We start from the raw sequence: 25,764 nt of genomic DNA on the forward strand, positions 1-25,764 counted from the left end.
TCTGGTTGCACTGGTTACCCTTGCAGTGAGGCAGCAGCCTTTCGTATGGCTTCCTCACTTGGGCATGTGGCTGGGCCTTGCTGCGTAGTGGAAAGCGCTCCTGCGCAGTTGGCCAGTATCAGCGCCTCCTGCATGGGCAGGCCTTGGAAGATGCCCGCGCACAGGGCGCCCGAGTGGGCATCGCCTGCACCGTTGGTGTCTATGGCATGGATCTGTGGGGTAGGAATATGCATGCTCTGCATTGCATCCTTGGGTTGGCAGTACCATGCACCACGGGCTCCGGCCCGGAGAACCACCGGACTGTCCAGTTTCAGCGAAAGGGAGCGGCAGGTGGATTCCAGCTCGGCCTCATCACGAACGTGGGACCGGCACCTCAGACGTTCCGCCAGCATTGGTCCCTCACGTTCATTCAGCGACCAGATCGGATGCATGCTGTTGACAGCTTTAAGCACATCCAGTTCAATATCAGCTACCATAGGTCCCGCATCGAAGAGCACGGGGAATCCTTCATTTTGGTGTCTTTCGGCGAAACCGAGCAGACTACGGGTATTGTCCCTGTGACAGAACGAATACCCACTCAGATAGATGACATCACCGGAAACCAGATTCATGCTTTCGTAGGTTCCCTCCGGTATGCGGGTCTCTGCTCCCCTTGCTGAAACAAAAGTGCGTTCACCCGAAGGCTCGATCATGGCGACCGAATATCCGGTATCACAATCATCCAGAACAGGTCCCTCAGCGGGAACCTGCAAGGCGGCAAGGGTTCGGCGGGCCATGTCTGCCATTGGACCTGTGCCAATCGCCCCCATATAGGCTATAGGCGCTCCCATCTGCCTGGCTGCGTAGATTACGTTGTATCCACCGCCGACCTTTATGGCGCTTCGCCTGGCGAAAATGTCGCCTCCGCGTTCCGGGAGGTGGTCGATGTCCATGCTCAGGTCAACGACCACCTGACCCAGATGGAGGATCCTTGCTTCTCTGGTGGTCAGATTGTATTCAGTCATTGCCGTTGCTTCTCACAGCCGCAGAATCCTTGGAGAGAAGGTGCAAAATGGCGTAGAGGATTCCTCCCAGGAGCAGGGAGATCAGCCAAGCCAGGCCGTTCCTGCCCAGGAAGCTGCCGGCCAGCGGTCCTGAGAACCAGACCTCGTTCTTGGAGACCTGGGCCGTCACGAACAAAAAGCCGACGACTATCCCCACCAGCCAGCTGATGATGGCTGGGAGGTTGACTCCGTGCCAGTACCAGTAGGGGGAATCGGCTTGAAGGTTCAGAAGGCCGTCCGAATCGTAGCGCTTGCGGAAGATCATATCTGACAGGAAGATGCCTGCCCAGGTGCTCAACGGCACTGCCAAAAGGGAGATGAAAGTGACAAAGGGGCCGTAGAATCCGTCGGAACCCAGCGTAAAGTACAGGGCTCCGCAGGTGGTCACCACCACATCGACGACAACCGCATAGACGCGAGGAATTCTGATTCCCAGGGTGATGGTGGTCAGACCAGCCGAATACACGGAGAGGTTGTTTGACATAAGCAATCCTGCAAATGCGGCAATCAGGTAGGGGATCGAAACCCAAGCAGGCAGAGCGCTTCGAACCGCAGCGACCGGATCGGCGGCGGAGGCAATGGTGGAGTTGCCTGCTGTCAGGACCGAGCCCAGACCGATAACGACCACCAGGGGGATGCCGGCACCGGCCGCTGCAGTCAGGATCAGAGAGCTGGATTTCACTGAGGTCTTCTGGTAACGGGCCATGTCTGCACCGGAGTTGACCCAGCCGATGCCTGTCCCCGCGGCTATGGTGCCTACACCGATAAGGAAGGCGCTGGCTGATCCGGGGGCATTGCCGATGAAGGAAGACCAGTCGACGGTCGAGGCCAGATAGATGGCGACCAAGAGGGTAAGAGCTCCGAATATCCAGGTGGCCCACTTCTGCACAGTGAGAATGAAGGCGTGACCGGCGGCGGAGACTACCACGGTCAAAGCTACGAAGACGGCAATGCAGACGAAGGTCAGGACAGGGGAGCGCTTGGCATCAGCTGAAGTGCCGAAGATGATGGCGATGAGGGAAAGCAGCGCAAAAGCGCCGGTCATCGTATTCACCGTCTCCCATCCCAGTCTGGACAGCAGGGCTACCAGGGTGGGGCCTGCATTGCCTCTGACGCCGAAAATGGCCCGAGACAGGGTCAGCGTCGGAGCCCCTCCTCTTCTGCCGGCTATGGAGATTATCCCGACAAGTGCGAAGGATCCAAAGGCTCCGATGGTTGTGGCGAGCACGGCTTGCCAGAGGTTGAGGCCTTGGGCAATCAGGGTTGCTCCCAGAGGGATCCCCAGGATCGAAATATTGGCAGCGAACCAGACCCAGAAAAGCTGACCGGGCGATCCGTTCCGCTGGTCCTCAGGCACGGGTTCAATGCCCCTTTGCTCAACCCTGGAGAGGATGGTGCCCTCTTTTCGTGCAGTTGACATGGATTGTCTCCTTTGACTCAAGATGTACTGGTGAACTGTCCGGTCGACCCGGTGGAGTGTTCTGGGTATGCCCCATGGTCTTCGGGGTTGACTGAATTTTACACTGTTGTATTTCTGACGGATTCAGCCGTATCAGTTTGCGTTTTGCTCCCTTAGGGCAATCAGACTACGGGCGGGTTTCTGCAGGTCGAGGTGAGATATCGAAGCCACTTGGGAGCAAAGTGCACGGTCAAAGGCTTCTGGACCGGTGCACGCGCCGGTCATTGCTCCGGTCATTGCAGCGATGGTGTCCGTATCGCCGCCAAGGTTGACTGCGGTCAACAGAGCCGATTGAGGATCGTCGGCGAACCTCCAGGCCAGGGCAAAGGCGGCCGCCACAGACTCATTGGACTCGACAGAGGTGCCGCAGTCTTCAATGAGGTGGTGCTCGAAGTCGTCCTCATCGCTGAATTCCTCGGACAACCGCATTGCCTGGCGGGCACGAGCGGGAACCGATGCCTTGGGAGTCCAAGCCCCAGACGCTGCCATAGCGGGCACTAGGCGCAGGGACTCGCTCAGAGCCTGGCGAACGGTCATTCCCTCAAGTCCAAGACTGACTGTCGTAGCGATGAGCGCGGCGCTTTGGAATCCTGCAGTCGTATCATGCGTGACTCGGCAGGACTCGTAGATACGATTGGCCAGTCGTCTGATGTCTTCGGGACTGTTGGCTATCCCTACCGGGGTGACTCGCATGGCGGCACCATTGGTGGTGCCGGTTCTTCCTGTAGTCGTGATATCTGCGCCACGGCGAACTTGTTCCAAAGCCAGCTTGGTGGAGGGCCCCAGCAAATCGAGCGATCCGCGCGACTTCATGTCGTCCTCCCAGGCGAGAAGGCGCTTGGCGAACTGTTCTGAATCGATGCGTCCTCTGCCCTTGATGATCAGATCCGCTACGATCAGCGTCTGCTCGGTGTCATCGGTCACAGAGCCCGCAGGCATGCCAGGTGCGATGGGCTGATCCGCAATAGCATCACGAAGGGTATCGACCCTGCCATAGGTCTCATGTATGGCTGCTGGACTCATGCTCTGCGTGGGCATGCCCAGCGCATCCCCCAAGGAAAGCCCAGTCAGTGCGCCAAGGGCGCCTTCCTCAATCGTGCTCATTGCTGTGCAAGCCTTCCTATAAAGATCTTGGCAGTGTTTTAGTTCAGGATTATCTTACTCTGAATGAAAATTATCGATGCAATAAGTCCAGTCAGCATGATAAGCACAATTCGCCATGAAGTATAAGGTCCATATCGGTCTTTTGCCATGTAGTGCATCTGTAGTGATCACAGAAGCATTGAGCAGGTACCCTCATTGGGTAAAACGAACCAGGATGGTTGCTTGGGCATGCGTTGCCTCCGAATGCTGGAAGCTTGCTTTCGTTGGAACTCATCGATCACTCTGACTGCTGCTTTTGCTGCGTTCGGCCAGGGCTATGGATATGGGCTTGCTATGACTGATTAAGCAGTCATTAGGCAGGGTGTGATCAGTGATCGGAAGTCCGCCTTATGCGCCTATGAACCGCATTCTGTTTGTTTGCATGTATATAAGACAGCAAAGATCTGAATTTGACAAGAAAAACTACGCGCGTAGAATTCTGTCATGTAAGTAATTGGAATGCGAAATATGTCGCTTTCCTATCTACGCGGGTAGAACTACGGTATACGCAGTTATTTCGTAGCAATCCTTTGCAAGGAGGCATAAATGGGAGCGAACCGGACCAAGAGAGAAGAACCCGAACCTGTGAATCAGCGATCCAGGTCAGATTCCGAAGCGGCTGATCAACAGGAGCAGGCAGCTGATGTCAACTTCCGCACCAAGGAGGGCAGGAAGAGCTTCTGGACCAATATCGTGGCTGTATGGTTGGGCACAACCATGGAATATGTTGACTTTGCCTTGTACGGTCTGGCTTCAGGGCTGGTCTTTGGAGATATCTTCTTTCCTGGGCAAACGCCGGTCATCGCTCTGCTTTCCTCATTCGCGACTTATGCGGTCGGCTTTCTAGCCAGGCCTGTCGGAGCCTTTGTTCTGGGCAAGATAGGCGATAAGCGCGGACGTAAGTTCATCATGGTCTTCACGGTCATGCTGATGGGTCTGTCGACTACAGCCCTGGGACTTTTGCCTACGTACCAAATGGTGGGCATTCTTTCGCCCATTCTCTTGATACTTTGCCGCGTATGCCAGGGATTCGGCGCTGGGGCCGAACTGTCAGGCGGAGCAGTGATGCTCGCCGAGTATTCCCCTGTCAACCATCGCGGCCTGGTTTCCTCATTGATTGGGATCGGATCCAATTCGGGCACTCTGCTGGCTTCTGCCGTCTGGCTCCTGGTTCTGCTTTTGCCACACGACAGCCTGATCACCTGGGGGTGGAGGATTCCCTTCCTGGTCTCGATCCTGATTGCGCTTTTCGCTGTCTACCTGCGTCGCTCCATGCAGGAGACGCCGGCATTTCGTTCCTACCAGGCCAATAGGAAGAAGGAAGAGGCTATCCTGGCTGCCGCAGGCAAGCAGGAGAAGAAGTCCGAGGGTGGCTGGAAGGCCTTCTTCGTCATGCTTGGTCTGCGTATAGGAGAGAACGGCCCCTCGTATCTTTCACAGAGCTTCCTTATCGGATATGTGGTCACACTAGGCGTGAACAAGTCAGTGCCGACCACAGCCGTGCTGATTGCCTCTTTGCTGGGCTTCCTGATCATCCCCTTCTCCGGATGGCTTTCAGACCGGTTCGGCCGCAGGATTGTCTATCGCGTCTTCTGCCTGCTTCTGGTCCTTTACGCCTTCCCGGCCTTTGCCCTCCTGCAGTCGAAGAACACCATTGTTGTCAGCCTGGTGATCATCGTCGGCATGGGTGTGGCTTCGCTGGGCATCTTCGGGGTCCAAGCAGCCTATGGAGTTGAGCTCTTCGGCATTCAGCACAGGTATTCCCGGATGGCAGTCGGCAAGGAACTTGGTTCCATCCTCTCCGGCGGCACAGCTCCGATGGTCGCCTCAGCGCTGCTCGCGGCCTTCGGCTCCTGGGTGCCCTTGGCTGTCTACTACTGCCTGATGGCGGCGATCGGTCTGATAACGACATTCTTCGCTCCTGAGACCCGTGGAAGAGACCTGACCTTGGTTGACGATGCAATCTGATGAATCTCCATTGAATCGGTAATCTGATAGGAGACCAGTTGCAAGGAGGGGCATGGTGACAAGGCGTCCGACAAGGGATGATGTGGCCAAGGAAGCGGGTACCTCATCCGCTGTGGTGAGCTATGTGATCAATCATGGTCCACGTCCAGTCTCCGAGCAGACCAGGCGCAAGGTCTTAGAGGCCATCAGGCGAACCGGCTATGTGCCTAATAATATCGCCAAGTCGCTGGCCAACGGGACCAGCGATACCTACGCCCTGCTGGTGACAGACCTCGCCAATCCCTTCCTGGCTCAGATGACCAAGGCTTTGGAGCTCAAGCTTTTCTCCCTGGGCAAGACCCTCCTGGTCGGCGATTCCAGCGATAACCCCAGTCGCCAGATGGAGCTCTTGGAATCCTTCCAACGTCAGCAGGTCTCTGGTCTGGTTTGGTATGGCGTGGACCAGCCTCTTCCCATGGATGCCCTCGAAACCTACCCGGGGACCGTGGTTATGCTCAACCAGCCGGAAGGACAGGATCTGAGCCTCTCTGCAGGGCGCCGAGTTCGGTTGGGCCTTGACGAAAGCGAAGAGGCCTGGATGGCCACAGCCCATCTGATAGAGCATGGCTATCGGCGGCTGGCCATCATTGCCGGCCCTCGGGGGCGTCTCAACTCGCGGGAAAGAATCCGTGGGTGGAAGAGGGCCATACGTGAATCCGGCCTTGAGCCGGGGCAGGAGATTTTCGTTCCCTACACCTGCCAGGGGGGATACGAGGCGGCGGAGCTGGTCGACGATCAGGTTGAGGCTGTCTTTGCTTCGAATGAGCTTCAGGCCATGGGTTTCCTGGCAGGCATGGCCCAGCGCGGTAAAAAGGTGCCCGATGATGTGGCTTTAGCGGCGATGAATGGGACGGACCAATCCGCATATTTGATCCCGTCACTGACAGCCGTCCAGCTGTCTGAGGGTGAGATAGCAGACAAGATTGCCAAAGTGCTGCTGAAACCGGACGGCTCCTATCAGGACAATGGCGATGAAGAAGACGACAAACCAGAGGGCTGCGAGACTTCCGTCGCTGCAACGAATTGTTCGGATGCTCCTGTCCGCACTGGCTTAGACACAATTCCGGCAGCTCCACAGCTGGTCATAGGCCGTAGCTGTGGATGCAGCCAAAATGAGGTGTGAAAACAGAAATGGAAGATACAGTCAACATTATCGTCGACTGTGACCCGGGCAATGGTGTGCCTGGAGCCAACGTCGATGATGCCCTGGCCATTGCCTATGCCTTGCGTTCCGAAAAGCTCAAGACCAGAGCAATATGGACCGTGTTCGGCAACACCACATCCGATCTTGGTTATTCCAGTGCAGAGGCCTTGCTGAGATCCATGGGACGCATGGATGTTCCTGTCCGTCGAGGGGCGGACGGCCCGCTGCAGGGATCACGCCAGCCTTGGCTGACCAAGAGGCTGAATGCGGCCAGCAGCTCTGAGGCGCCAGAAGTATGGAGAAATGCCGTGGTAGCGCGGGCAGGGTTCCATGCATCAAGCCCAGATATGGCATCCGCTGTCCCGGAGGTTTCCGGGTCTGATCAGCTTGCGCAGGATGTGCTTGCTTGCAGCGGTCCGGTGTCCGTTGCCGCCATAGGACCACTTACCAACATAGCCAGGTTGATCAGGGATGAGCCGCAGGTTGTTGGCCATATCGAGAGGGTCAGCATCATGGGCGGTGCCCTCGGTTTTGGCGATGAGGTGGACACCAACTTCGCCGTCGATCCGGTGGCAGCCCGGCGGGTGCTGGAATCCGGCATTCCCATCACCTTGGTCCCGCTCGATGTGACCAGGACCACGCATCTAAGCCAGCGATGCTGGGATCGTATGATCGACGAGGCCGATGCGAGCAAGGCGCCATGGAAGAACTCGATGAACGACTGGTTGAGACCGTGGCTGACATACAGCAGTCAAACTCGACCGGTTGATGGCATGTGGCTTCATGACCTGGTATCCGTATTGGCGCTGGCTGAAAGGGAGCTGGTTTCTCTGCGTTCTGCACGGGTGAATCTTGCCGACAGCGGCAAGCTGTTATTGGCTGACAGGAATAGTGACCAGCCTGGCAGTGATGTCGAATCATGTGAGGTGGAGCTCTGCACTGGCGTGGATAATTCGCGCATGATTCAGGTCTGGCAGCAGGCTGTTCTGCCTCGCTGAAGCCGCGGGGATCTGACCTCAATCCGACCCGAGCCCTTTTCGCTATCTTACGAGTTAGTCATGAGGACTGCAGCCTTGTATGCGTCCGGTCATTTCGTAGGTAGGCGGACTTTGCAGAGGCGTCCATGTGCTGCTGGCAGTCTCCTGGACCTTCCGAAATCCCAGGATCACTATCAATCTGCATACAGTTGCGGCCTAAAATGCTGCTCCGTATCACTGTCGCCAGTCATAATGACCAATTGCTCGTGGATTGCGAGCCTAGGCTGCCTTGGTGCGGCTATGCCAAAAACGATTGGAAAGCCGCATGCCATGGTGCTTTCACAGATCGATCCTCGTCAATGATGGCAGTTTGACTGTGCGAAAACACAGGTATGGCAATGATCCTGGCCTGTACTGGCTGTGGCTAAGCATGAGGAAGGAAGAGAGGGCCGTGGCATTGGCAAATGTGCCGGATATCAAAAAGGATTCCGAGGTGACCTCGGAATCCTGTCTGTGGAGCTAGGGGGGTTCGAACCCCCGACCTTCTCCATGCCATGGAGACGCGCTACCAGCTGCGCCATAGCCCCGTACTTATCTTGCTTGGTGAAGCCTTGCTTATAGTACACCGCGATCGGCAAATGGGGCAACTTAGAGTGTTGCCCTGGAATTGCAGGGATTTGAGCCAATTTGATGGATTTTATCCTCGAATAGGCCTCAGCCATACCTGAGCCTGCAAGTGCGCTAGCATGAGGACAAGGGGCGACCAAGATGGTCGGCGTCAGCGGAAAGGCAGTGGGCTATGGCAAGCAAAAACAATGCCGGAGGGCAGATTGAAAAGCATGACGGAGGCCATCCCGGTGACCAGCTCATTGTTAACTGTCTGCCCTTGGATCAGGGAGAGCGGCAGGAATTCCTTCAGGCAGCCCCGGGCATTCGTCAGGTGTTCATGGTCGGCACGGACATGCGGCAGAGCATGCAGTGGCCTATGGGCGTACTCCAGTCCTGCCAATCAGAGGCCACGATTATTCTGGGCAATCCGCCGACCGACCAGGTCGCTGCCTGCCGTAACTTGGTCTGGCTGCAGACCAGCAGCGCGGGCGTGGATGCCTACCTGAAGCCAGGAGTCCTGCCCCCGGATGCCATGCTGACCAGTGCTTCCGGCGCCTACGGGCAGTCGGTCTCCGAGCACATGTTCGCCATGATGTGGACCATAATGAAGGATCTGCCAGGATACAGGGATAATCAGCGCATGGGCCGTTGGCAGCCTCGTGGGGCAGTTCTTTCGCCGCATGGCTGCCGGGTTCTGGTTTTGGGCACGGGAGATATCGGAGCCTCTTTCGCCCGTCTGTCCAAGGCCGTCGGCGCTCGGACCATCGGCATCAGACGCCATCCTGACCAGCCTGTGGAGGGATTCGACCGTCTGGCCGGTTTTGACGATCTGGATGCCCTGTTGCCCGACGTGGATGTGGTGGCCTTGGCCCTGCCCTCAACGCCGCAGACCAGGCACATCATCGACGGCCCTCGCTTGGAAATGATGAAATCCACCGCCGTCCTGATCAACGCGGGCAGGGGCGATGCCGTGGACTGCATGGCTCTGGCCCAAGCTTTGGATAAGGAAGATATTTTCGGCGCCGGCCTGGATGTGACCGAACCGGAACCCCTGCCGGAAAATCATCCGCTCTGGAGCCAGCCACGCTGCTTGCTCACTCCGCATGTAGCTGGGGGAGCCCACCTGGCCTCCAACGTGGACAAGATTCTGGAAATCTGCCTGGACAATCTTCGGCGGTTCATGGACGGCAGGCCTCTTCGCAACCGGATGAGGTAACCGCCATGCTGGCAGAGCGAGACCGCAGCGGCCGCGGCCATCGGCCAACGGTGGTTCTACGGTGGGCAGCCGTCCTGCTGGCGCTTGCCTTGATTGCGGAGGGCTCCTTGGCCTTGGCTGACAGGCTGATGGGTGGCGGGCCTGCTCGCCATTCAGACAATAATTCCGGCAGTCAAGCCGAAAGCTCCTCCGCAAACGGGCGCAAGACAGCTTCCCACAGCCCTCCAGGGTATTCTCCCGAGCAGACTGCGGCCCATCCGCCTCTGTCCTCGCCTGTGGACTACGACCATGACGGTGTGGACGACTACACGGCCATGGTGCGTGGAGCCCATCAGGAGGCCCGCCGCCGTCCTCGTTATGACAGCGGCTACTATCAGGGCGGCTACCCGCCCAATGACCGAGGCGCCTGCACCGATGAGATCTGGAGAGCCTTCCGTCAGGCCGGCTACGATCTGAAGGCTATGGTCGACGCCGACATCGCCTCGTCTCCTGGGGCCTATGCCGGAGTCATCAGTAGTCCTGATCCGAATATCGACTTCAGGCGCACCAACGTCCTCGGCGTATTCCTGTCCCGGCATGCCCAGCGTCTGACCAACGATACTTCGGCGACTGACCAGTGGCAGCAGGGCGACATCGTCATTTTCGGCACCTCTTGGCATATCGGTATGGCTTCCGATAGAAGGGACGGCCGGGGCGTTCCCCTGCTTCTGCACAACATGGGTCAGCGCGCCAGGGAGAACGACTACCTGGGATCGCCGGGTCACCGTCCCATCACCGGGCATTTTCGCTTCGACGCCTCCAAAATCCAACCCGCCGTCCTTCGGCCATGGCGGGGATGACCGGGGACTACCCTGCGGAATTGAACACGGCGGTAACTGGTTATCTGCTACTATCGGTTCGGCCAGAAACGTCGGCCAGGTTTGAGCACGAGAGGCGGTGATGGCGATGATGAGAGTATTCAGCACCATGAACGGGCAGATCGAGCAGATCGGCAAGGCTTCCAAGGGCTCATGGATATGCTTATCGGCGCCCACCGATGTAGAGCTGGCCAACGTCTCCCAGGCCACCGGCATCGACCTGGCTGACCTGCGTGCCCCCTTGGACGATGAGGAGCGCTCGCGTGTGGACGTGGAGGACGAGTACACCATGGTCATCGTCGACATTCCCCGTGCTGAGGAACGCGACGGGCGGGACTACTACGAGACCATCCCTTTGTCCATCATCGTCACCGAGGATCTGATCGTCACTGTCTGCATGCAGGACACCGTCCTGCTTCATCCCTTTATGGAGGGTACCATCCGGGGGTTCAACACCTTTATGAAGTCCCGCTTCATCCTGCAGATCCTCTACCGCAACGCCACCCTCTATTTGCGCTACCTGCGCATCATCGACCGCGAATCGGACCGGCTGGAGCTCAAGCTGCGCCACTCCATGCAGAACCGCGAGATCCTTATGCTGCTGGAGCTCAACAAGACCTTGGTCTACTTTGCCACCAGCCTCAAGTCCAACGAGATAGTCCTGGAGAAGCTGACCGGGCTGGAGCGGATCAAGCGCTACCCGGACGACGAGGACCTTCTGGGCGATGTGATCACCGAGAACAAGCAGGCCATTGAGATGGCCAACATCTACTCAAGCGTGCTTTCAAACATGACCGATGCCTTCGCCTCCATCGTCTCCAACAACGTCAACAACGTCATGAGGATCTTCACCATCATCTCCATCAGCCTGTCGGTGCCCACCCTGATCTTCTCCATGTATGGCATGAACTTCAACCAAGGCATGTTCGGCATGCCCTTCACCGACAAACCTTGGGGCTTCGCGGTCGTGGTCATTCTCTCGGGTCTGGTGACCGCCTTGGTAACCTGGTTCCTGACGCGTTCGAGAATGTTCAAGTAGGGGCCGATCATGTTTGCACGCAGGATTGCGGCGGCTCTGGCGGCACTGGTTCTGGCGGTGCCCCTGAGCGGGTGCGGCCGCCAGGAGGATCGTTACCGGGCGGGTTCCATCGGGCCCAAGATCAGCGTGGGTATCTCCTTCGACCAGCCCGGGCTTGGATTTGCCCAGTCCGGCCAGTACCGGGGTCTGGATGTGGATGTGGCCCAGTACGTGGTTCATGAGCTGGGATACGCCCAGTCGCAGATTGTTTTCCGCCAGGTGAAACCTGCGGATCGCGAGCGCATGCTCGAACAGGGTCAGGTGGACATGGTCGTGGCCGGCTACTCCATCACCCAGGAACGGCAGAAGCTGGTGGATTTCGCCGGGCCCTACCTGGCTGCCGGGCAGGACCTTCTGGTTCGTCGCGCTCAAAACGACATTGCCGGGGTGGAGGATCTGGCCCAAAAGCGGGTCTGCGTGGCAGCGGGATCCACCTCCGGGGCTCTGGTGCGCTCGCTGGCACCCCAGGCCCAGGTCCAGGAGCGGGAGGAGTTCCCCGAGTGCATTACGGCCCTGCTCAGCGGGGATACGGATGCCGCCAGCGGTGACGACTTTGCCCTGGCCGGACTGGCTCATGTTCGTGGCGGTGGCCAGCTGCGCCTGGTTGGTAAGCCCTTCTCCAACGAACATTACGGTATCGGCGTGCCCCACGGGGATCCGGAGCTGGTGGATGTCATCGACCAGGCCTTGAAGAGGATGATGCGGGACGGGTCCTTCAAGGCCGCTCTGGGCCGGGCCTCCAAGTCCATTGGCTATTCCATTGATGCCGCCGCCCGCACCCTGCGGCCCGGCGATCGCTGAGCAAGGCTTCCGCCAGGATGACGGATGCTGGACATTGGCTCGGCCGTGTCCATGTGAATGGCGATAATTCAGCATATGAACGCGAATGAAGACAGGGATCATCAGCAGCCCCAGGAATACGATCAGCCCAAGTTCCGCTACGATGCCGCCATGGCGCAGACCATCGAGGAGCACTGGCAGAAGCGCTGGGACAAGGAGGGCACCTTCTGGGCAGCCAACACCAAGGGTGATTTGACCGATGCCCAGGGAGATCACGCCGGAGGCCGCAGTCCCTACTTCGTCATCGACATGTTCCCCTATCCCTCGGGCAAGGGGCTGCACGTGGGCCACCCCCTGGGCTACATCGCCACCGACGTGGTCAGCCGCTATCACCGGATGAAGGGCGAGAACGTTCTGCACGCTATGGGCTACGATGCCTTCGGCCTGCCCGCCGAGCAGTATGCGGTCCAGACTGGCCAGCATCCCCGGGTCACCACCGAGCAGAACATCGCCAACATGCGCTGGCAGCTGCACCGGCTGGGGCTCAGCTTCGACGACCGCCGCTCCTTCGCCACCATCGATACCGACTATGTGCGGTGGACCCAGTGGATCTTCTCGCGCATCTACGAGTCCTGGTATGACCCCGACTACCACCGTGCCGACGGAGGTACGGGCTCGGCCAGGCCTATCAGCGAACTGGTCGAGGCTTTCAAGTCCGGGAGCAGGCCCATCCCCGGTCATCCCGATGCCTCCTGGGAGGACCTGGACGAGGCCGAGCGCTCCGAGGTGCTCAACGACTTCCGTCTGGCCTACATCTCGCGCTCGCCGGTCAACTGGTGCCCCGGACTGGGCACGGTCCTGGCCAACGAGGAGGTGACCGCTGAGGGGCGCTCCGAGCGCGGCAACTACCCGGTCTACCAGCGTGAGCTCAAGCAGTGGTCCATGCGCATCACCGCCTACGGTCACCGGCTTCTGGAGGACCTGGACATTCTGGACTGGCCCGAAAAGGTCAAGCTCATGCAGCGCAACTGGATCGGGGAGTCGCACGGGGCCTCGGTGGACTTCACCGTGCCCAGCCCTGACGGCGATCAGACCATGGAGGTCTACACCACCCGTCCCGATACGCTTTTCGGTGCCACCTTTGCCGTGGTCTCTCCCGAGCACGACCTGCTGCAGCACCTGCCCCAGGAGTGGCCTGAGGATGTGCCTGAGCAGTGGAAGGGCGGTTATGCCAATCCTGCGGAGGGCGTGCAGGCCTATCGACGGGCCGCCGAGGCCAAGACCGCCAAGGATCGTGTGGACGAAGGCGGGGCTAAGACCGGCCTGTTTACTGGGCTGTACGCTCTCAACCCCATCACCGGTGCCAAGTTGCCCATTTTCACCGCCGACTACGTGCTGATGGACTACGGCACTGGAGCCATCATGGCTGTGCCAGGCGGCGATCAGCGCGATTACGATTTCGCTGTCAAGTATGGCCTGCCCGTCGTCTACACGGTCAGCCCGCTGGATGATTCCGGACAGACCCTGGACGATTACCGGGGCAAGGCACCTTTCGTCGCCCATGACGGTATTGTGGTCAACTCTTCGGTCCAGGCCACCCAGGCCGCTGGCGATCCGCTCAGCCTGGACGGTCTGCGGGTTGACCAGGCCATCGAGAAAGTGACCGCATGGCTGGAGTCGGCCGGGGTGGGCCATGGAACGGTCTCCTACCGGCTGCGTGACTGGCTCTTCTCCCGTCAGCGCTACTGGGGCGAACCATTCCCCGTGGTCTATGACGACCAGGGCCTGCCCCACCTGCTGCCCGACGATCAGCTGCCGGTGGCCCTGCCTGACGTGCCCGACTATTCGCCCAAGACCTTCGACCCCGAGGATGCTCAGTCCAGCCCCGAGGCCCCGCTGAGCCGCAACCAGGACTGGGTGAACGTGACCCTGGATCTGGGCGACGGCCCCAAGGTCTACCACAGGGACACCAACACCATGCCCAACTGGGCCGGCTCCTGCTGGTACTACATGCGCTACATCGACCCCAAGGACGACCAGCACATGGTTGATCCGGAGGAATACGACTACTGGCTGGGTCCCAAGCACAATGCCACTGCCGGGGAGTCAGGCGGCGTCGATCTCTACGTGGGCGGTGTGGAGCATGCGGTGCTGCACCTGCTCTATGCCCGCTTCTGGCACAAGGTCCTCTACGATTTGGGATACGTCTCGTCCAAGGAGCCCTTCCACAAGCTCTTCAACCAAGGAATGATCCAGGCCTACGCCTACACGGACCAACGCGGACAGTACGTGCCCGCCGCCGAGGTGGAGGAGCATGATGAGGGCGGCAAGGTCAGCTACACCTGGCAGGGGCAGCCGGTCAACCGCGAGTTCGGCAAGATGGGCAAGAGCCTCAAGAACATCATCACTCCGGACGACATGTACCGCACCTATGGGGCCGACACCTTCCGCCTCTACGAGATGAGCATGGGACCTCTGGATGAGTCCAGGCCCTGGAACACGCGCAACGTGGTGGGCGGCATGCGCTTCCTGCAGCGGCTCTGGCGCAACGTGGTGAACGAGCAGACCGGCGAGGTGGTCCTGGACGAGGGTGAGCCCGACCAGAAGACCCTGAAGCTGCTCAACACCACCATCCATGACGTGACGGTGGAGATGGAGGCCATGAGGCCCAACACGGCCATCGCCAGGATGATCGTGCTTAACAACCATCTGACCGGGCTGAATCCGACACCCAGGGCAGCCATCGAGCCCCTGGTGCTCATGCTCTCGCCCATCGCCCCTCATATCTGCGAGGAGCTCTGGAGTCGTCTGGGCCACAAGGAGTCCCTGGCGCATGCCCAGTGGCCGACCTGGGATGATCGTTATCTCGGCGAGGACACGGTCACCGCCGTGGTCCAGGTCAAGGGCAAGGTCCGTGGCAAGCTGCAGGTCAGCCCCGACATCGCGCCTGATCAACTCGAGGCCATGGCCCTGGCACTGCCCGCCGTCCAGGAGCGGCTGGGTGGCAAGGAGCCGCGTAAGGTCATCGTCAAGGCACCCAAGATCGTTTCGGTCGTGCCAGCCTGATCCTGTACTGCCCGCAGCCAGGCTGTGGACAGGCGATGACCTTCGACCACATAGCCTCCCGACCTCATATCGGGGGGCTTTTTCATGTCAGGCTGGGCACATGAGCATCAACATCACCCAGCCGCCGGCGCCGCCCCTGCAGGCTCTGGCTCTGAATCAATCCGCCCGGTCAAGGGGGTCGGCCGTAGATGTGGCCGAATCCCCGGCTCGGCGTGATCGGCCTGTCTGGTCGTTTACGCCGCTTCAGGCCTTGACAGCCATTCTTATTCTGGTGGTTGCCCTTGCGGTCAGTCTGACCCTGCTGGCCCAGCAGGAACGGGCGCTGGCCGCAGGAGTGGCAGTCGACGGATCCGGGGGCAAGTCATCGGTCCCGGCAAAGGGCGATGCCGACGGTGCTGCACACCGAAGCAAGCATGTTTCAGGAAGTGATGGTAACAGGAACACCCGTGGTAACGAAGGCAGCGGGCATACCGAATCGGCCTCGGATTCCGCTCAACATGGTGAAGGGGCAGGCAATGCCTCCGCGGGAACAGCGGATCAGACCGGACGGGTGAATCTCAATAGTGCCAGTCAAGAGGATCTGGAGAATGTCAAGGGGATCGGTCCGGTCACGGCAGCAAAAATACTGGAGCATCGGCGTGCTCTCGGCGGTCGCTACGCCTCGGTCGATCAGCTTCTGGATGTCCCCGGCATCGGTGCCAAGACCCTGGCCCGATTACGCCCATATCTGGTGGCGCAATGATGACCTGCCGGGCAGAAGATCGTCCTGCTGCTGATCGAGACAATGGCAATCGCAATCTTCGCATGCTCCCCGCGGCTTGTCTGGCCTGGGCTATTGCCCTACTGGTGCCGTGGCTTCTGGACCGGAGCGTGGGCGGATCCGTGGCCGGATCAGCCAAGAACGACGACTGGTCCAAGACGGCGGGGGAGTCCAGAGGCGACATGGGTATGTCGGTCTGGTTGATGCCGCTTGTCTTGGCGATCCCATTGCTGATAGCCATGGTCCTGCTTGCCTTCAAACTCGTTTGCTTGCTTGTTGCAGGGGACGCTGATTGCAAGGGTCAGGTATCACGTCCGCCCTATCGCTCATGCCGGCGGATCCGGCTGCTCCAAGTTTGTCAGTCTCCCTGTATTTCCACCTGGCTTGGTCCTCGGAAGCTGCCGACATTGGCTGTCTTGGCTGCGGTGGCTCTGACTGTGGCATTGGCCGCCGCAGTCGGTCATGAGTCGGTGCGCAGCGGGCCGGCAGCCCGGCAGATCCGTCAGGGAAAAGCGCTGGCTGAGGTTCGTGGCTGGGCTGTGGGCCCCATGAGTGCATCCTCTCGGCGAGGCTGGGACTGTCAGGCGGAGGTCAGGCTGGCATGGGTGACTGTGGCGGGGGTGCGCATGCCTTCCGATGAACGGATCATCCTCTTTGCCCGAAGCCGGTCATGCCTGCTGCAACAGGGCGGGCAGTATCGTGCACGAGGCCTCTTGGAGCCCTCTGCTTACGGCCGTCCTATTCCCTGGCTGGCTGTGGAAGGCGGGGCGAAAGAGGTCGAGCCGCCAGGCCCCTGTAGACGATTGATCGCCCGTATGCAAAGGGCCTTTCTCGAACAGACCAGCAGACTGGACGATCAGGGACGGATCCTGGTGCCGGGTTTGACCATGGGCATTCTGGGCAACCAGGCCCTGCCCGGGTCGGATGGCTCCCTGGGCAGGCCGGCAGTGGAGCCTGCCTATGCCACCCGTCTGACCCAGGACTTCCGGACATCGGGCATCCTGCACCTGATGGCGGTCTCTGGCGGGCACTTCATGATCCTGGCCTCGATGCTGGTCAGGATCATGCGAGCCCTGCGCTCGCCGCCCTTGCTGATGGCCTTGGTTTTGTCTGCCGCCTATCTGGGTTTGGGCATGCTGATGGTCCCAGGTGATTCAGTTCTGCGAGCTCAGGCCATGGGGCTTCTTTCGGCCTTGGCTCTGGCTGTCTGCCGGCCTGCCCAGTCATTGAACACGCTGTCCTGGTGTGTCCTGCTGATGCTGATCCTGCGACCTTCCATGGCTGCCAGCTTCGGCTTCGCACTCTCTTGTGGAGCCGTGCTGGGCATCGGTCTGGGTAACCGGCGGTTGGCGGCCCTTCTTGAAGATCATCTTCCGACCTTTTTGGCACGTCCATTGGGCACGACCCTGTGCGCCCAGGCCGGAACCCTGCCCGTGCAGGTATTGATGAGTCCCGGGTTGCCTCTACTGGCTCCACTGGCCAACCTGCTGGTCACTCCTGTGGTCGACGCTGCCACAGTGACCGGTCTGCTGGCTCTGCTCACCTCCTGGCTCTGGCCTCCAGTGGGTCTGTTCCTGGCCCGACTGACCTCCCTGGGTACCGGAGTCATGGCTCTTGCCGCCAGGTGGCTGGGCGAAGCGGCTGCTCCGGCGGCCTGGCCACCGGGACCGGTCGGCAGCGCCTGCCTGGTTGGTCTGGGTCTCATGGCCGTGATCGATCATCGGCTGTTTCGCTTCATCCGTGCTCTGGAGCGAGACCATTCATGGCCGGCTGTGACAGGGGTGAATTCCGGGGTTCCCTTCCAGCCGTCCGCTTGGGTGTCAATCAAGGGCTGGCTACGGCAGACCTATGGCCTTCTAGCCCAGCTGGTCTTCAAAAATGACCGAGGGTAATGTCCAGCGATGAAGGGAGATTTGAGTCATGACCAAAGCTCAGCAGGAGAACCCTTCCGTCCATCTGGTGGTCGGCGGCGATCCCTTCCTCAACGCCCAGCGTTTCAAGGAGCTGTGCGCGCAGGCATGCGCCGCTCATCCGGACAGCGAATACATTGAGCTGGACGCGGCGGACTGCGACGCTTACGCCTTTCAGGAGGCGGTCGGACCCTCCCTGCTCAGTCAGACGGCCGTGGTTTGTCTGGATGATCTGCAGGCGGCTGATGAAGCCCTGAGCCAGGCCTTGATCGATTTCTGCCGCGAGAGCGCAGAGGACGAATCCAGTATCGTCATCGCACGTCATGACGGAGGCAACCGGGGCCGCAGGCTCCTGGACCAAATGGCGCGAGCTGGTGCCGTTACGGAGCGGATGCCGGATCTGAAGAAGTTCGACGACAAGGTCGACTTCGTCTATGGGCGTTTCAAAGCCCATCAGCGCCGTATCCAGCCACGGGCTGCCCAGCGCCTGGTGGATGTTCTGGGCGAGCGCACTCCGGAACTGGCTGCCATGTGCTCCCAGCTCTGCTTCGATTTTGACCAGGATCCCATGACCTTGGAGATCGTCAACCGTTATCTGACCGATAACCCGGCTGTATCCGGATTCGCGGTGGCGGACAGGGCCCTTGCTGGTAGACCGGCCCAAGCCGTCGTCGCTCTGCGTACGGCTCTGGAGCAGGGCAACGAACCAGTATCCCTGATTGGCGTACTGGCCCTGAAGCTGCGGACGCTAGCCAAGGAGGCGGCCATCGAGTCGGGATCCATTACCACAGCCGAGGCTAAGGCCGCCTACTGGCAGTTGCGGGAGGCCAAGAGACAGCTGCATGGATGGACCTCCTCCGGCCTGGCGGCCTGCATCGAGGCCTTGGCCCAGGCTGATGAGATCAGCAAGACCAGTAGCGGCGACGCCCGCTATGCTCTGGAACGGGCAGTGGAGCTGATCGCCGCCAAGGGAAGGACAATGGCATGAGCCAGCAGGATGGATTGGAACTGGCGGTGCCTACAGGCGAGGACATGCAACGCCTGGGCAGAAACCTGGCCTCGTGTCTGCAGGTCGGGGACGTGATCCTCCTGTCCGGGCCTCTGGGGGCGGGTAAGACCACCCTGGCCCAGGGGCTGGGCGACGGACTTGGAGTGGACGGCCCTGTGGTTTCGCCCACGTTCACCATCGCCAGGGAGCTGCATGGTCGCCTGTCCGACGGCTCGCCGGTTACCCTGATCCACGTGGATGCCTACCGGCTGGGCGGACAGGGCTATCTGCCTGGCGAGGATGCCGTGGATCGGCTCCTGGACGAGTTGGAGTCCCTTGGTCTGGATGAGGAATTGGAAGACCCGGGCCAAAGGACCATCATTCTGATGGAATGGGGCGAGCAGATGGCCTCTGCCCTGGCCGATCAACGTCTGGAAGTGAGCATCGCCCGACCCGTGGATCCCCGGGAAGATCCTGAGGCGCCACCCAGCTCCCAGGGTCAGCGTATGGTACGTCTGCGTGGAGTGGGTCCGTCTTGGGCCAATAGAATGGATCAGCTGAGAAAGGCGATGACGGCATGAGCGGGACCGATACGTCCCTTTTGGTGATCGATACCTCCTATGGCTCGACTGTGGGGCTGCCGGGGCGGGAGCCGTGCATCGAGACCGACTCGCGCTCGCACGTAGAACGCCTCCAGGTCAATATCGCCAAGGTCATGGATCAGGCTGGGCTGTCTGCAGACGATCTGCGGACCATCGTGGTGGGACTGGGGCCTGCACCCTTCACCGGTCTGCGGGCGGGCATCGTCACCGCCAAAGCCCTGGCGTTTGCCACGGGTGCCCGTCTGCTAGGACAGGACATCCTGGAACCGCAGGCTCGCTATGTCTACAGCCGGTTCAAGCGGCAGGGCCAAGACCATTCACGGCTTCTGATCCTGGCTGTCAACGATGCACGACGGCGGCAGCTCTACTACCGTCTCTTTGACGACTTCGATGGCGCGGAGGCCCCGGCCCGGCCGCTGACCGACATGAGCATCGACTATCCAACGGTGATCTGTGAGAAAATCGCGGCCATCGTGGAAGAGCGGGAGTCTGTGGACCAGGGTCCTGTCACTCTGGTCATTAGCGGTCATGGAGCCGGCCGCTATGCCGACCAATGGGAGCGTCTGGATAAGCGTTCCGATATACGGGTGGTGCTGGATGAAGGATCCTTCCTGGCGGATCGGACGCGGGGGACAGGCCTGATGGCTGCTTGCGCTAGCAGACGTGCCCAGCATGGGCTGATCGACCCGGTGGAGCCCCTCTATCTTCGTCGGCCGGACGTCTCCGTGCCCAATCCGCTTAAGCACGTGGCAATCCAATCATGATTCGTGGGGCGGTCTTTGAGGATCTGGACCGGCTGGTCGATCTGGAGTCGTGCGTCTTCGGTGACCAGGCCTGGAACCGGCAGGAGCTACGGTTCGAGTTGTCTGCGCCTTCACGCACCTACCTGGTCTGGGAAGACCAGGGTGCCATCCTGGGCTACGGAGGTTATTGGTCAGGCGAAAGGGATGCCGAGCTGATGACCCTCGGGGTCTTGCCGGAAGCCCGGCATCGGGGTATTGCGGGATCTCTACTGGCCAGGATAATTACTGGAGCCGATCGCGAGGGTCTGCAACGCATGAATCTGAAGGTCCGCGTAGATAACCCTGCGGCCATTGACCTCTACAAGAACTTTGGCTTCTCACAGGCCGGTCTATGCAAGGGTTACTATCAGCCTGAAGACGTGGATGCCTGGGCTATGACCAGACCTTTGAGCTCGATTGGACCGGGACCGGTGGGTTTTGTCAGCAACAAGCCTTCGGAAGGACAGGAAAGGATCATTGACCATGAGTGAGCCACTGGTGCTTGGCATCGAATCCACCTGCGACGAGACCGCTGCCGCCCTGGTTCAGGGCAACCGGCTGCTGTCCAACGTGGTGGCATCCTCCATGAACGAGCACGCCCGCTATGGTGGCGTCATCCCCGAGATTGCCTCGCGGGCACATGCTGAGTCCTTTGTGCCGGTCGTCTCCAAGGCCCTGAAGGATGCGGATATGGACCTGTCCCAAGTGGATGCCATAGCGGTCTCGGCTGGTCCTGGACTGGCTGGATGCCTGGCTGTAGGCGTTTCCGGTGCCAAGGCGCTGGCTTGGGCGGCGAAGAAGCCCTTGTATGGCATCAACCACGTCATAGGACACATAGCGGTCACCCAGCTCCAATTCGGACCTTTCCCTCAGAATGCCCTGGCCCTGATAGTCTCCGGCGGCCACACCTCATTGCTGCATGTGGATGATCTGGCGCGATCGGTCCAGGTGGTGGGCACCACCCTGGACGACGCGGCGGGGGAGTGCTTCGACAAGATCGCACGCCTGCTTGGCTTTCCCTATCCGGGCGGCCCCCACATCGACCGCCATGCCCGTCTGGGCGACCCCCACGCCATCGCCGTGCCCCAGGGATTAACCAAGGGCCGGGCCGGGGCCGAGCATCCTTATGACTTCAGCTTCTCCGGAGTTAAGACCGCCGTGGCTCGATGGGTCGAACGCAGACAGCAGGCCGGGCTCGACATTCCCGTGGACGATGTCTGTGCCTCCCTGGCTGATTCCGTGGCCACCGTCCTGTCCCGCAAGGCCATGGCCGCCTGTCACAGGTTCGACACGGATACCTTGATTGTCGGCGGCGGGTTCTCGGCCAACTCGCAGCTGCGTGGCAAGCTTCAGGAATTCGGCGAGCAGGAGGGTATCAAGGTCCGCATTCCCAAGATCAACCTGTGCACGGACAATGGCGCCATGGTGGCCATGCTGGGCGTCAATCTGGTCCAGGCCGGACTGTCCCCCTCCGCTCCTGACTTCTCCATAGATTCGGCCATGCCCATGGACAGGATTCTCATGTAATCGACACGCCAAGTTGTCGGATGCGAGGGTCCTGACTATAGTATGGTAACTGTGTTCAGCGAGAGTTGAACGGGACATTCCCGCATAGCTCAGTTGGCAGAGCGTTCGACTGTTAATCGAAATGTCGCTGGTTCAAGCCCAGCTGCGGGAGCTCTCAGCCGCCGGTTCTCCGGCGGTTTTTTTTATTTTGATTGTGCGATCAATCTGAGGCCTATAGGAACTAAACGCGGGCCTATAGCCCCAAAATCTGGTTGACAGGCGCAAAACTGCTGTATAACCAAACAAGTTTCCTCCCGGAGGCAAAAGCCTGCCCTGTTATGGCATATATCTTGTTTTTTTTCCGGGTCGATAGAGTTATAGGCTTCAAGTGTTCTCATGGAAGCGGCGGCTTCCTGCACAGTCGAGGTCATGTCCATTGTTGCATTCTGCAGATTGTTCTGCAGTTTTTTTACCGGCTTAGTTGCAATAAGCATAAGTGATATTGAAAAACATGCAGGAATGAGAACTATCACAAAGAAAATGGGGTCAAGCCACACAAGGCACACCCCTGAACCTACAATCAGGATTATTCCTTGCACCAGTGAGAGGAATTGCGATGGAACCGACTTTATCAAAGCGGCATCATTGGAAACTCTTTGCGAATACCAGGCCGGAGGTTTCTGTTCCCTATCAAGCAAACTCATCCGGAAAAACTTGTCGACCATGCTGTTGCGAATGGAATATAATGATTTCTCCCCTATTGTGCCTAGTATGGCTTGCTGGATTGCTGTCAATACAGCGCCAAGAATGAACAGTATTCCCAATTGCACCGCGATTAATACGATTGCTTTGTGTTGTTGCACGCCGTCTATGAGGGCTCCGCTGAGCTGTGGTTGCAGCAGGACGACCGCTTGTGCGAGGATTCCCAGCAGAAGGCTTGCCGTGTATGCAAGAATGTGCCCCGGCATGTATTTCCTGACGACGTGGATAAAGTTCATGGTTGGCCTGGCCTCTAGTGTTTTGTGGGTTGGTTCTTGTGGGTGAGGCGTGTGCAGAGGATGGTGGTGGCTATGGCGACGGCCAGGAGCAGGAGGGACATGGGTAGGAAGATGTCTGCGATGATGGGTGTGTGTTGTATGCCGACCCCGTCCCGGACGAAGCTTATCGCCACGGATGCCTCGGTGATGGCCACGGCGACGAGGGAGAGGATGATGCCGGCGGTGACGTCGAGTGTGGTCTCGATGGCCGCTGACCAGGCGAGGGCGCCGCGGGTGACGCCCATCTGGTTGAGGCGCCGGTTCTGCATGCGTCGTTCGCTGATTCCTATGGCTATAGATTGGACGAGGAATATCAGGGCCAGGATGGTGCCGCCGGCTATCATGAGCGGTGTTCCCTGCTGCTCCTTGATGCTGGTCTTGATGTAGTCGTCGATGAAGTCCTGCCTGTTCAAGGCGGTGATCTTGTGGGTGGTGTCCCTTATCTGTTGGGCTATGTCGTCGGCCTGGGTGTGGTCGCGGGCGGTGATGAAGGCGTACAGTCGGCCGTTCTCGCCCTCCCTGGGCAGGCCATCCTCGGTCGTGAGCATGTCCATGTTCACGTGGGGGGTGGTCTTGGGCGGCTCGATGACGGCCACGACCTGGACCTGGTGTCTTTTGTCGTGGCGGTCGATGAGGGTGATCGTGTCGCCCGGCTTGCGCTGGTTGTCGTATGCTCTGCTTATGGCCACCTTGCCGGCGCCCAGGTCGGCCAGGCTGCCCTGGAGCACCTTGGGGGCGGTGTCCTTGTGGCTGGGGTCGGCCAGGTCACGGGCCTGGGCCCAGGTGACCTGGAGGAAGGTGTCCATCTGGATGTTTCCGTGCTTGTCGGTCAGGACCCATTGCTGGGTCTGGTAGATGTCGGCTGTGCCGACCTCCCGTCCGAGCCCCTGCAGCGTGCGCGAGATCCTGCCGGCCTGGGACAGGTCGTCCGAGGAGGCCACCACGTCGGCCTTCATGGGCTCGATGCTGAGCACCACCGAGCTCATGCGGCCCGCCTGCATGATGAGGATGAAGGAGACCAGAATGGTCAGCGCCATCATGGCCGGCAACGCTATGGCCGTGGCGCCTGCCCTGCCCCTGCGGACCCGTTGCCGGGCCAGCAGGCCCGGTCCGGCCGCGGTTTTTTCGGCCAGCAGGCCCAGCAGGGATGCTACCGGGGGGACCAGCAGGGGGGCGGCCACGTACACGGTGATTATCAGTAGGACGATCAAGCCCAGCAGCCGGTCGTAGAACTCCGAGCGGTCGACCGGCATGAAGGCGACCGTGATAGAGGCTAGGAACAGGGCCAGGGAGCATACGATCCGCAACCGGCTGGCCTTTTTGTCCTTGACGGCCGGTTGTGTCATCAGCTTCAGGGGGGTCTCGGCCCCGAACCTGCGCGTGGCCAGCCACACGCCCAGCAGGCAGACCGCCATCATCAGGGCGAAGGCCACGGCCGCCACCCACAGGCGGGCCCTGGGGTGGAAGAGCAGGTCGATGTCCGTGGTGCCCATGGCCCTTATGAAGGCCATGCCCACAGGAACGGTCAGCAGGGATCCGGCCAGGCATCCCGCGGCGTCGGCCAGGGCCAGGGGCAGGGAGAACTCTCGCAGGGCCATGGCCACGACCTGTTTGCCCGAGGCGCCGTTGAGCCGCATCAGGCCGTATTCCCGGCGCCTTTCCTGGACCAGGAAGGACACCGATGACAGGACCAGGAACACCGTCACCAGCAGGCAGAACACCAGCGCGATCAGCGACACAGTGTTCAATGCCAGGTCGTAGTAGGCCTTGGTCAGAATGCGGTGGTAGGCGTTCAGGCCCTCCAGGCCGTGCAGGCCGTCGTAGGCCAGGCCCGCCTGACGTGCCTGCAGGGTCGCGCAGGACAGGGTCGTGGTGGCGAACACGGCCAGGCACATGATCCAGTAGGAGGAGCGGTGGGCCCTGACCAGGGAGAAGGACAGGCTGGCCCTTGTTGGCCGCTTGCGCCAGGGTCGGCTCGCCTGCTGGGCCGGGGAGGCCATGCCCGCGCTCACCGGTCGGCCCCGCTCAACGTGGTCTCGGCCAGGTGCATGGCCAGCTGCTCGGCCGTGCAGCCCGACCACACCGAGTGGATGCGGCCGTCGACCAGGAACACGGTGCTGCCAGCACGGGCCGCCACATCCGGGTCGTGGGTCACCATCAGCACCGTGGACCCCCGCGCCGCCACCTGGCCGAAGGCGTCCAGCACCAGCTGGGAGCCGGCGGTGTCCAGGGCGCCCGTCGGCTCGTCGGCAAAGACGACCGAGGGCCTCGAGGCCAAAGCCCTGGCCACCGCCACACGCTGCCGCTGCCCGCCCGACATGTCCGAGGGATAGACGTCGGCGAAACCATCCAGACCCACCGCCTGCAGGGCCCGCACGGCGTCGTCGACCTCGATGCGCGGCCCGCCGAAGAGGAAGGACAGCATCACGTTCTGCAGGCATGTGAACGCTTCGACGAGGTTGTAGTCCTGAAACACGAACCCGATCAGGTCACGCCTGACACGTGTCAGGTCGGCCTCTCCCATCCGGGCCAGGTCATGCTGCCCGATGTGCACCAAGCCCTGGTCGACCGGCAGCAGGCCCGAGGCGCAATTCAGCAGGGTCGACTTGCCCGCGCCCGAGGGCCCCATGATCGCCGTCCACGACCCAGGCGGGCATTGCAGGGACACGTCGGTGATGCCGGCCCCGCCCGAACCGTAATGATAGGAGACACCCTCAAGGGACAGAAACTCACCAGCCATACCCAACCCCAATCCACAGCCCGACGAAACCCCGAGCACCATACGAATCCACAACGCGAA

At 60.3% G+C, this 25,764-nt stretch carries 21 protein-coding genes and 2 tRNA genes; 16 read left to right on the top strand and 7 right to left on the bottom strand.

What is annotated here, in order from left to right; translation table 11 throughout:
* Window positions 1–14: 14 nt before the first annotated feature.
* The 3 genes from ACUIAD_RS05955 to ACUIAD_RS05965 all read right to left on the bottom strand — a co-directional run bounded on the left by ACUIAD_RS05955 (window position 15) and on the right by ACUIAD_RS05965 (window position 3,606).
* Window positions 15–1,004, bottom strand: coding sequence for a PfkB family carbohydrate kinase (locus ACUIAD_RS05955; RefSeq protein ID WP_110451996.1), 990 nt, complete (start codon window positions 1,002–1,004; stop codon window positions 15–17).
* Entirely contained in the window at window positions 997–2,463 is a 1,467-nt protein-coding gene (locus ACUIAD_RS05960; protein ID WP_110451997.1) for a purine-cytosine permease family protein, read from the bottom strand. The genes ACUIAD_RS05955 and ACUIAD_RS05960 overlap by 8 nt, the downstream gene beginning before the upstream one ends.
* A 132-nt stretch (window positions 2,464–2,595) precedes the next feature.
* Window positions 2,596–3,606, bottom strand: a complete 1,011-nt coding sequence (locus ACUIAD_RS05965) for an ADP-ribosylglycohydrolase family protein (protein WP_445343060.1) — start codon at window positions 3,604–3,606, stop codon at window positions 2,596–2,598.
* 585 nt (window positions 3,607–4,191) lie between these two features.
* On the opposite strand from ACUIAD_RS05965, the gene ACUIAD_RS05970 reads away from it, so the two are divergent.
* The 3 genes from ACUIAD_RS05970 to ACUIAD_RS05980 are packed head-to-tail and all read left to right on the top strand — an operon-like array spanning window position 4,192 to window position 7,794.
* On the top strand, window positions 4,192–5,613 hold the full coding sequence (locus tag ACUIAD_RS05970; protein WP_445343061.1) for an MFS transporter: 1,422 nt from the start codon (window positions 4,192–4,194) through the stop codon (window positions 5,611–5,613).
* Window positions 5,614–5,665: 52 nt separating this feature from the next.
* Window positions 5,666–6,775 carry a LacI family DNA-binding transcriptional regulator gene (locus tag ACUIAD_RS05975; RefSeq protein ID WP_445343062.1) on the top strand — a complete coding sequence of 370 codons (1,110 nt, stop codon included), beginning with the start codon at window positions 5,666–5,668 and terminating at the stop codon, window positions 6,773–6,775.
* On the top strand, window positions 6,772–7,794 hold the full coding sequence (locus ACUIAD_RS05980) for a nucleoside hydrolase (RefSeq protein WP_445343063.1): 1,023 nt from the start codon (window positions 6,772–6,774) through the stop codon (window positions 7,792–7,794). Before ACUIAD_RS05975 ends, ACUIAD_RS05980 begins: the two co-directional genes overlap by 4 nt.
* A 493-nt stretch (window positions 7,795–8,287) precedes the next feature.
* Here the strand turns inward: ACUIAD_RS05980 and ACUIAD_RS05985 are convergent.
* A tRNA-Ala gene (locus ACUIAD_RS05985) sits at window positions 8,288–8,360 on the bottom strand.
* A gap of 212 nt (window positions 8,361–8,572) precedes the next feature.
* Between ACUIAD_RS05985 and ACUIAD_RS05990 the strand changes: the two genes are divergently transcribed.
* From ACUIAD_RS05990 to ACUIAD_RS06050, 13 genes are all read left to right on the top strand, one after another.
* Window positions 8,573–9,598, top strand: a complete 1,026-nt coding sequence (locus ACUIAD_RS05990) for a D-2-hydroxyacid dehydrogenase (RefSeq protein ID WP_445343064.1) — start codon at window positions 8,573–8,575, stop codon at window positions 9,596–9,598.
* A gap of 5 nt (window positions 9,599–9,603) precedes the next feature.
* Window positions 9,604–10,437, top strand: a complete 834-nt coding sequence (locus ACUIAD_RS05995) for a DUF1287 domain-containing protein (RefSeq protein WP_445343065.1) — start codon at window positions 9,604–9,606, stop codon at window positions 10,435–10,437.
* A 106-nt stretch (window positions 10,438–10,543) separates the two neighbouring features.
* Entirely contained in the window at window positions 10,544–11,494 is a 951-nt protein-coding gene (locus ACUIAD_RS06000) for a magnesium transporter CorA family protein (RefSeq protein ID WP_445340349.1), read from the top strand.
* A 9-nt stretch (window positions 11,495–11,503) separates the two neighbouring features.
* Window positions 11,504–12,334 carry a glutamate ABC transporter substrate-binding protein gene (locus ACUIAD_RS06005; RefSeq protein ID WP_029676253.1) on the top strand — a complete coding sequence of 277 codons (831 nt, stop codon included), beginning with the start codon at window positions 11,504–11,506 and terminating at the stop codon, window positions 12,332–12,334.
* A 75-nt stretch (window positions 12,335–12,409) separates the two neighbouring features.
* Window positions 12,410–15,379, top strand: a complete 2,970-nt coding sequence (leuS, locus tag ACUIAD_RS06010) for a leucine--tRNA ligase (RefSeq protein ID WP_445343066.1) — start codon at window positions 12,410–12,412, stop codon at window positions 15,377–15,379.
* A 100-nt stretch (window positions 15,380–15,479) separates the two neighbouring features.
* Window positions 15,480–16,121, top strand: a complete 642-nt coding sequence (locus ACUIAD_RS06015; protein WP_445343067.1) for a ComEA family DNA-binding protein — start codon at window positions 15,480–15,482, stop codon at window positions 16,119–16,121.
* A gap of 425 nt (window positions 16,122–16,546) precedes the next feature.
* Window positions 16,547–18,031, top strand: a complete 1,485-nt coding sequence (locus ACUIAD_RS06020) for a ComEC/Rec2 family competence protein (protein ID WP_445343068.1) — start codon at window positions 16,547–16,549, stop codon at window positions 18,029–18,031.
* A gap of 28 nt (window positions 18,032–18,059) precedes the next feature.
* Window positions 18,060–19,037 carry a DNA polymerase III subunit delta gene (gene holA / locus ACUIAD_RS06025; RefSeq protein WP_445343069.1) on the top strand — a complete coding sequence of 326 codons (978 nt, stop codon included), beginning with the start codon at window positions 18,060–18,062 and terminating at the stop codon, window positions 19,035–19,037.
* Window positions 19,034–19,618, top strand: coding sequence for a tRNA (adenosine(37)-N6)-threonylcarbamoyltransferase complex ATPase subunit type 1 TsaE (tsaE, locus tag ACUIAD_RS06030; RefSeq protein WP_445343070.1), 585 nt, complete (start codon window positions 19,034–19,036; stop codon window positions 19,616–19,618). The genes holA and tsaE overlap by 4 nt, the downstream gene beginning before the upstream one ends.
* Window positions 19,615–20,403: a tRNA (adenosine(37)-N6)-threonylcarbamoyltransferase complex dimerization subunit type 1 TsaB gene (gene tsaB, locus ACUIAD_RS06035; RefSeq protein ID WP_445343071.1), complete on the top strand. Its 789-nt coding sequence runs from the start codon at window positions 19,615–19,617 to the stop codon at window positions 20,401–20,403. Before tsaE ends, tsaB begins: the two co-directional genes overlap by 4 nt.
* Complete coding sequence (gene rimI / locus ACUIAD_RS06040; protein ID WP_445343072.1) at window positions 20,400–20,912, top strand: ribosomal protein S18-alanine N-acetyltransferase; 513 nt, start codon at window positions 20,400–20,402, stop codon at window positions 20,910–20,912. The genes tsaB and rimI overlap by 4 nt, the downstream gene beginning before the upstream one ends.
* A complete protein-coding gene (tsaD, locus tag ACUIAD_RS06045) occupies window positions 20,905–21,948 on the top strand; it encodes a tRNA (adenosine(37)-N6)-threonylcarbamoyltransferase complex transferase subunit TsaD (RefSeq protein WP_267400056.1) in 1,044 nt (347 codons plus the stop codon). The genes rimI and tsaD overlap by 8 nt, the downstream gene beginning before the upstream one ends.
* A 78-nt stretch (window positions 21,949–22,026) precedes the next feature.
* Window positions 22,027–22,099, top strand: a tRNA-Asn gene (locus ACUIAD_RS06050).
* Between the two features lie 31 nt (window positions 22,100–22,130).
* Here the strand turns inward: ACUIAD_RS06050 and ACUIAD_RS06055 are convergent.
* The 3 genes from ACUIAD_RS06055 to ACUIAD_RS06065 are packed head-to-tail and all read right to left on the bottom strand — an operon-like array spanning window position 22,131 to window position 25,704.
* A complete protein-coding gene (locus ACUIAD_RS06055; protein ID WP_445343073.1) occupies window positions 22,131–22,895 on the bottom strand; it encodes an ABC transporter transmembrane domain-containing protein in 765 nt (254 codons plus the stop codon).
* Between the two features lie 44 nt (window positions 22,896–22,939).
* Entirely contained in the window at window positions 22,940–24,976 is a 2,037-nt protein-coding gene (locus tag ACUIAD_RS06060; protein ID WP_024628116.1) for an ABC transporter permease, read from the bottom strand.
* Window positions 24,973–25,704, bottom strand: a complete 732-nt coding sequence (locus tag ACUIAD_RS06065) for an ABC transporter ATP-binding protein (RefSeq protein WP_029676375.1) — start codon at window positions 25,702–25,704, stop codon at window positions 24,973–24,975. Before ACUIAD_RS06065 ends, ACUIAD_RS06060 begins: the two co-directional genes overlap by 4 nt.
* Between the last annotated feature and the right edge of the window lie 60 nt (window positions 25,705–25,764).

The organism is Bifidobacterium sp. ESL0819, from assembly GCF_052606245.1.

Coding starts and splice junctions, on each gene's coding strand:
- ACUIAD_RS05955 (WP_110451996.1), bottom strand. CDS start 1,004: ATGACTGAATACAATCTGACCACCAGAGAAGCAAGGATCCTCCATCTG.
- ACUIAD_RS05960 (WP_110451997.1), bottom strand. CDS start 2,463: ATGTCAACTGCACGAAAAGAGGGCACCATCCTCTCCAGGGTTGAGCAA.
- ACUIAD_RS05965 (WP_445343060.1), bottom strand. CDS start 3,606: ATGAGCACGATTGAGGAAGGCGCCCTTGGCGCACTGACTGGGCTTTCC.
- ACUIAD_RS05970 (WP_445343061.1), top strand. CDS start 4,192: ATGGGAGCGAACCGGACCAAGAGAGAAGAACCCGAACCTGTGAATCAG.
- ACUIAD_RS05975 (WP_445343062.1), top strand. CDS start 5,666: ATGGTGACAAGGCGTCCGACAAGGGATGATGTGGCCAAGGAAGCGGGT.
- ACUIAD_RS05990 (WP_445343064.1), top strand. CDS start 8,573: ATGGCAAGCAAAAACAATGCCGGAGGGCAGATTGAAAAGCATGACGGA.
- ACUIAD_RS05995 (WP_445343065.1), top strand. CDS start 9,604: ATGCTGGCAGAGCGAGACCGCAGCGGCCGCGGCCATCGGCCAACGGTG.
- ACUIAD_RS06000 (WP_445340349.1), top strand. CDS start 10,544: ATGATGAGAGTATTCAGCACCATGAACGGGCAGATCGAGCAGATCGGC.
- ACUIAD_RS06005 (WP_029676253.1), top strand. CDS start 11,504: ATGTTTGCACGCAGGATTGCGGCGGCTCTGGCGGCACTGGTTCTGGCG.
- leuS (WP_445343066.1), top strand. CDS start 12,410: ATGAACGCGAATGAAGACAGGGATCATCAGCAGCCCCAGGAATACGAT.
- ACUIAD_RS06015 (WP_445343067.1), top strand. CDS start 15,480: ATGAGCATCAACATCACCCAGCCGCCGGCGCCGCCCCTGCAGGCTCTG.
- holA (WP_445343069.1), top strand. CDS start 18,060: ATGACCAAAGCTCAGCAGGAGAACCCTTCCGTCCATCTGGTGGTCGGC.
- tsaE (WP_445343070.1), top strand. CDS start 19,034: ATGAGCCAGCAGGATGGATTGGAACTGGCGGTGCCTACAGGCGAGGAC.
- tsaB (WP_445343071.1), top strand. CDS start 19,615: ATGAGCGGGACCGATACGTCCCTTTTGGTGATCGATACCTCCTATGGC.
- rimI (WP_445343072.1), top strand. CDS start 20,400: ATGATTCGTGGGGCGGTCTTTGAGGATCTGGACCGGCTGGTCGATCTG.
- tsaD (WP_267400056.1), top strand. CDS start 20,905: ATGAGTGAGCCACTGGTGCTTGGCATCGAATCCACCTGCGACGAGACC.
- ACUIAD_RS06055 (WP_445343073.1), bottom strand. CDS start 22,895: ATGCCGGGGCACATTCTTGCATACACGGCAAGCCTTCTGCTGGGAATC.
- ACUIAD_RS06065 (WP_029676375.1), bottom strand. CDS start 25,704: ATGGCTGGTGAGTTTCTGTCCCTTGAGGGTGTCTCCTATCATTACGGT.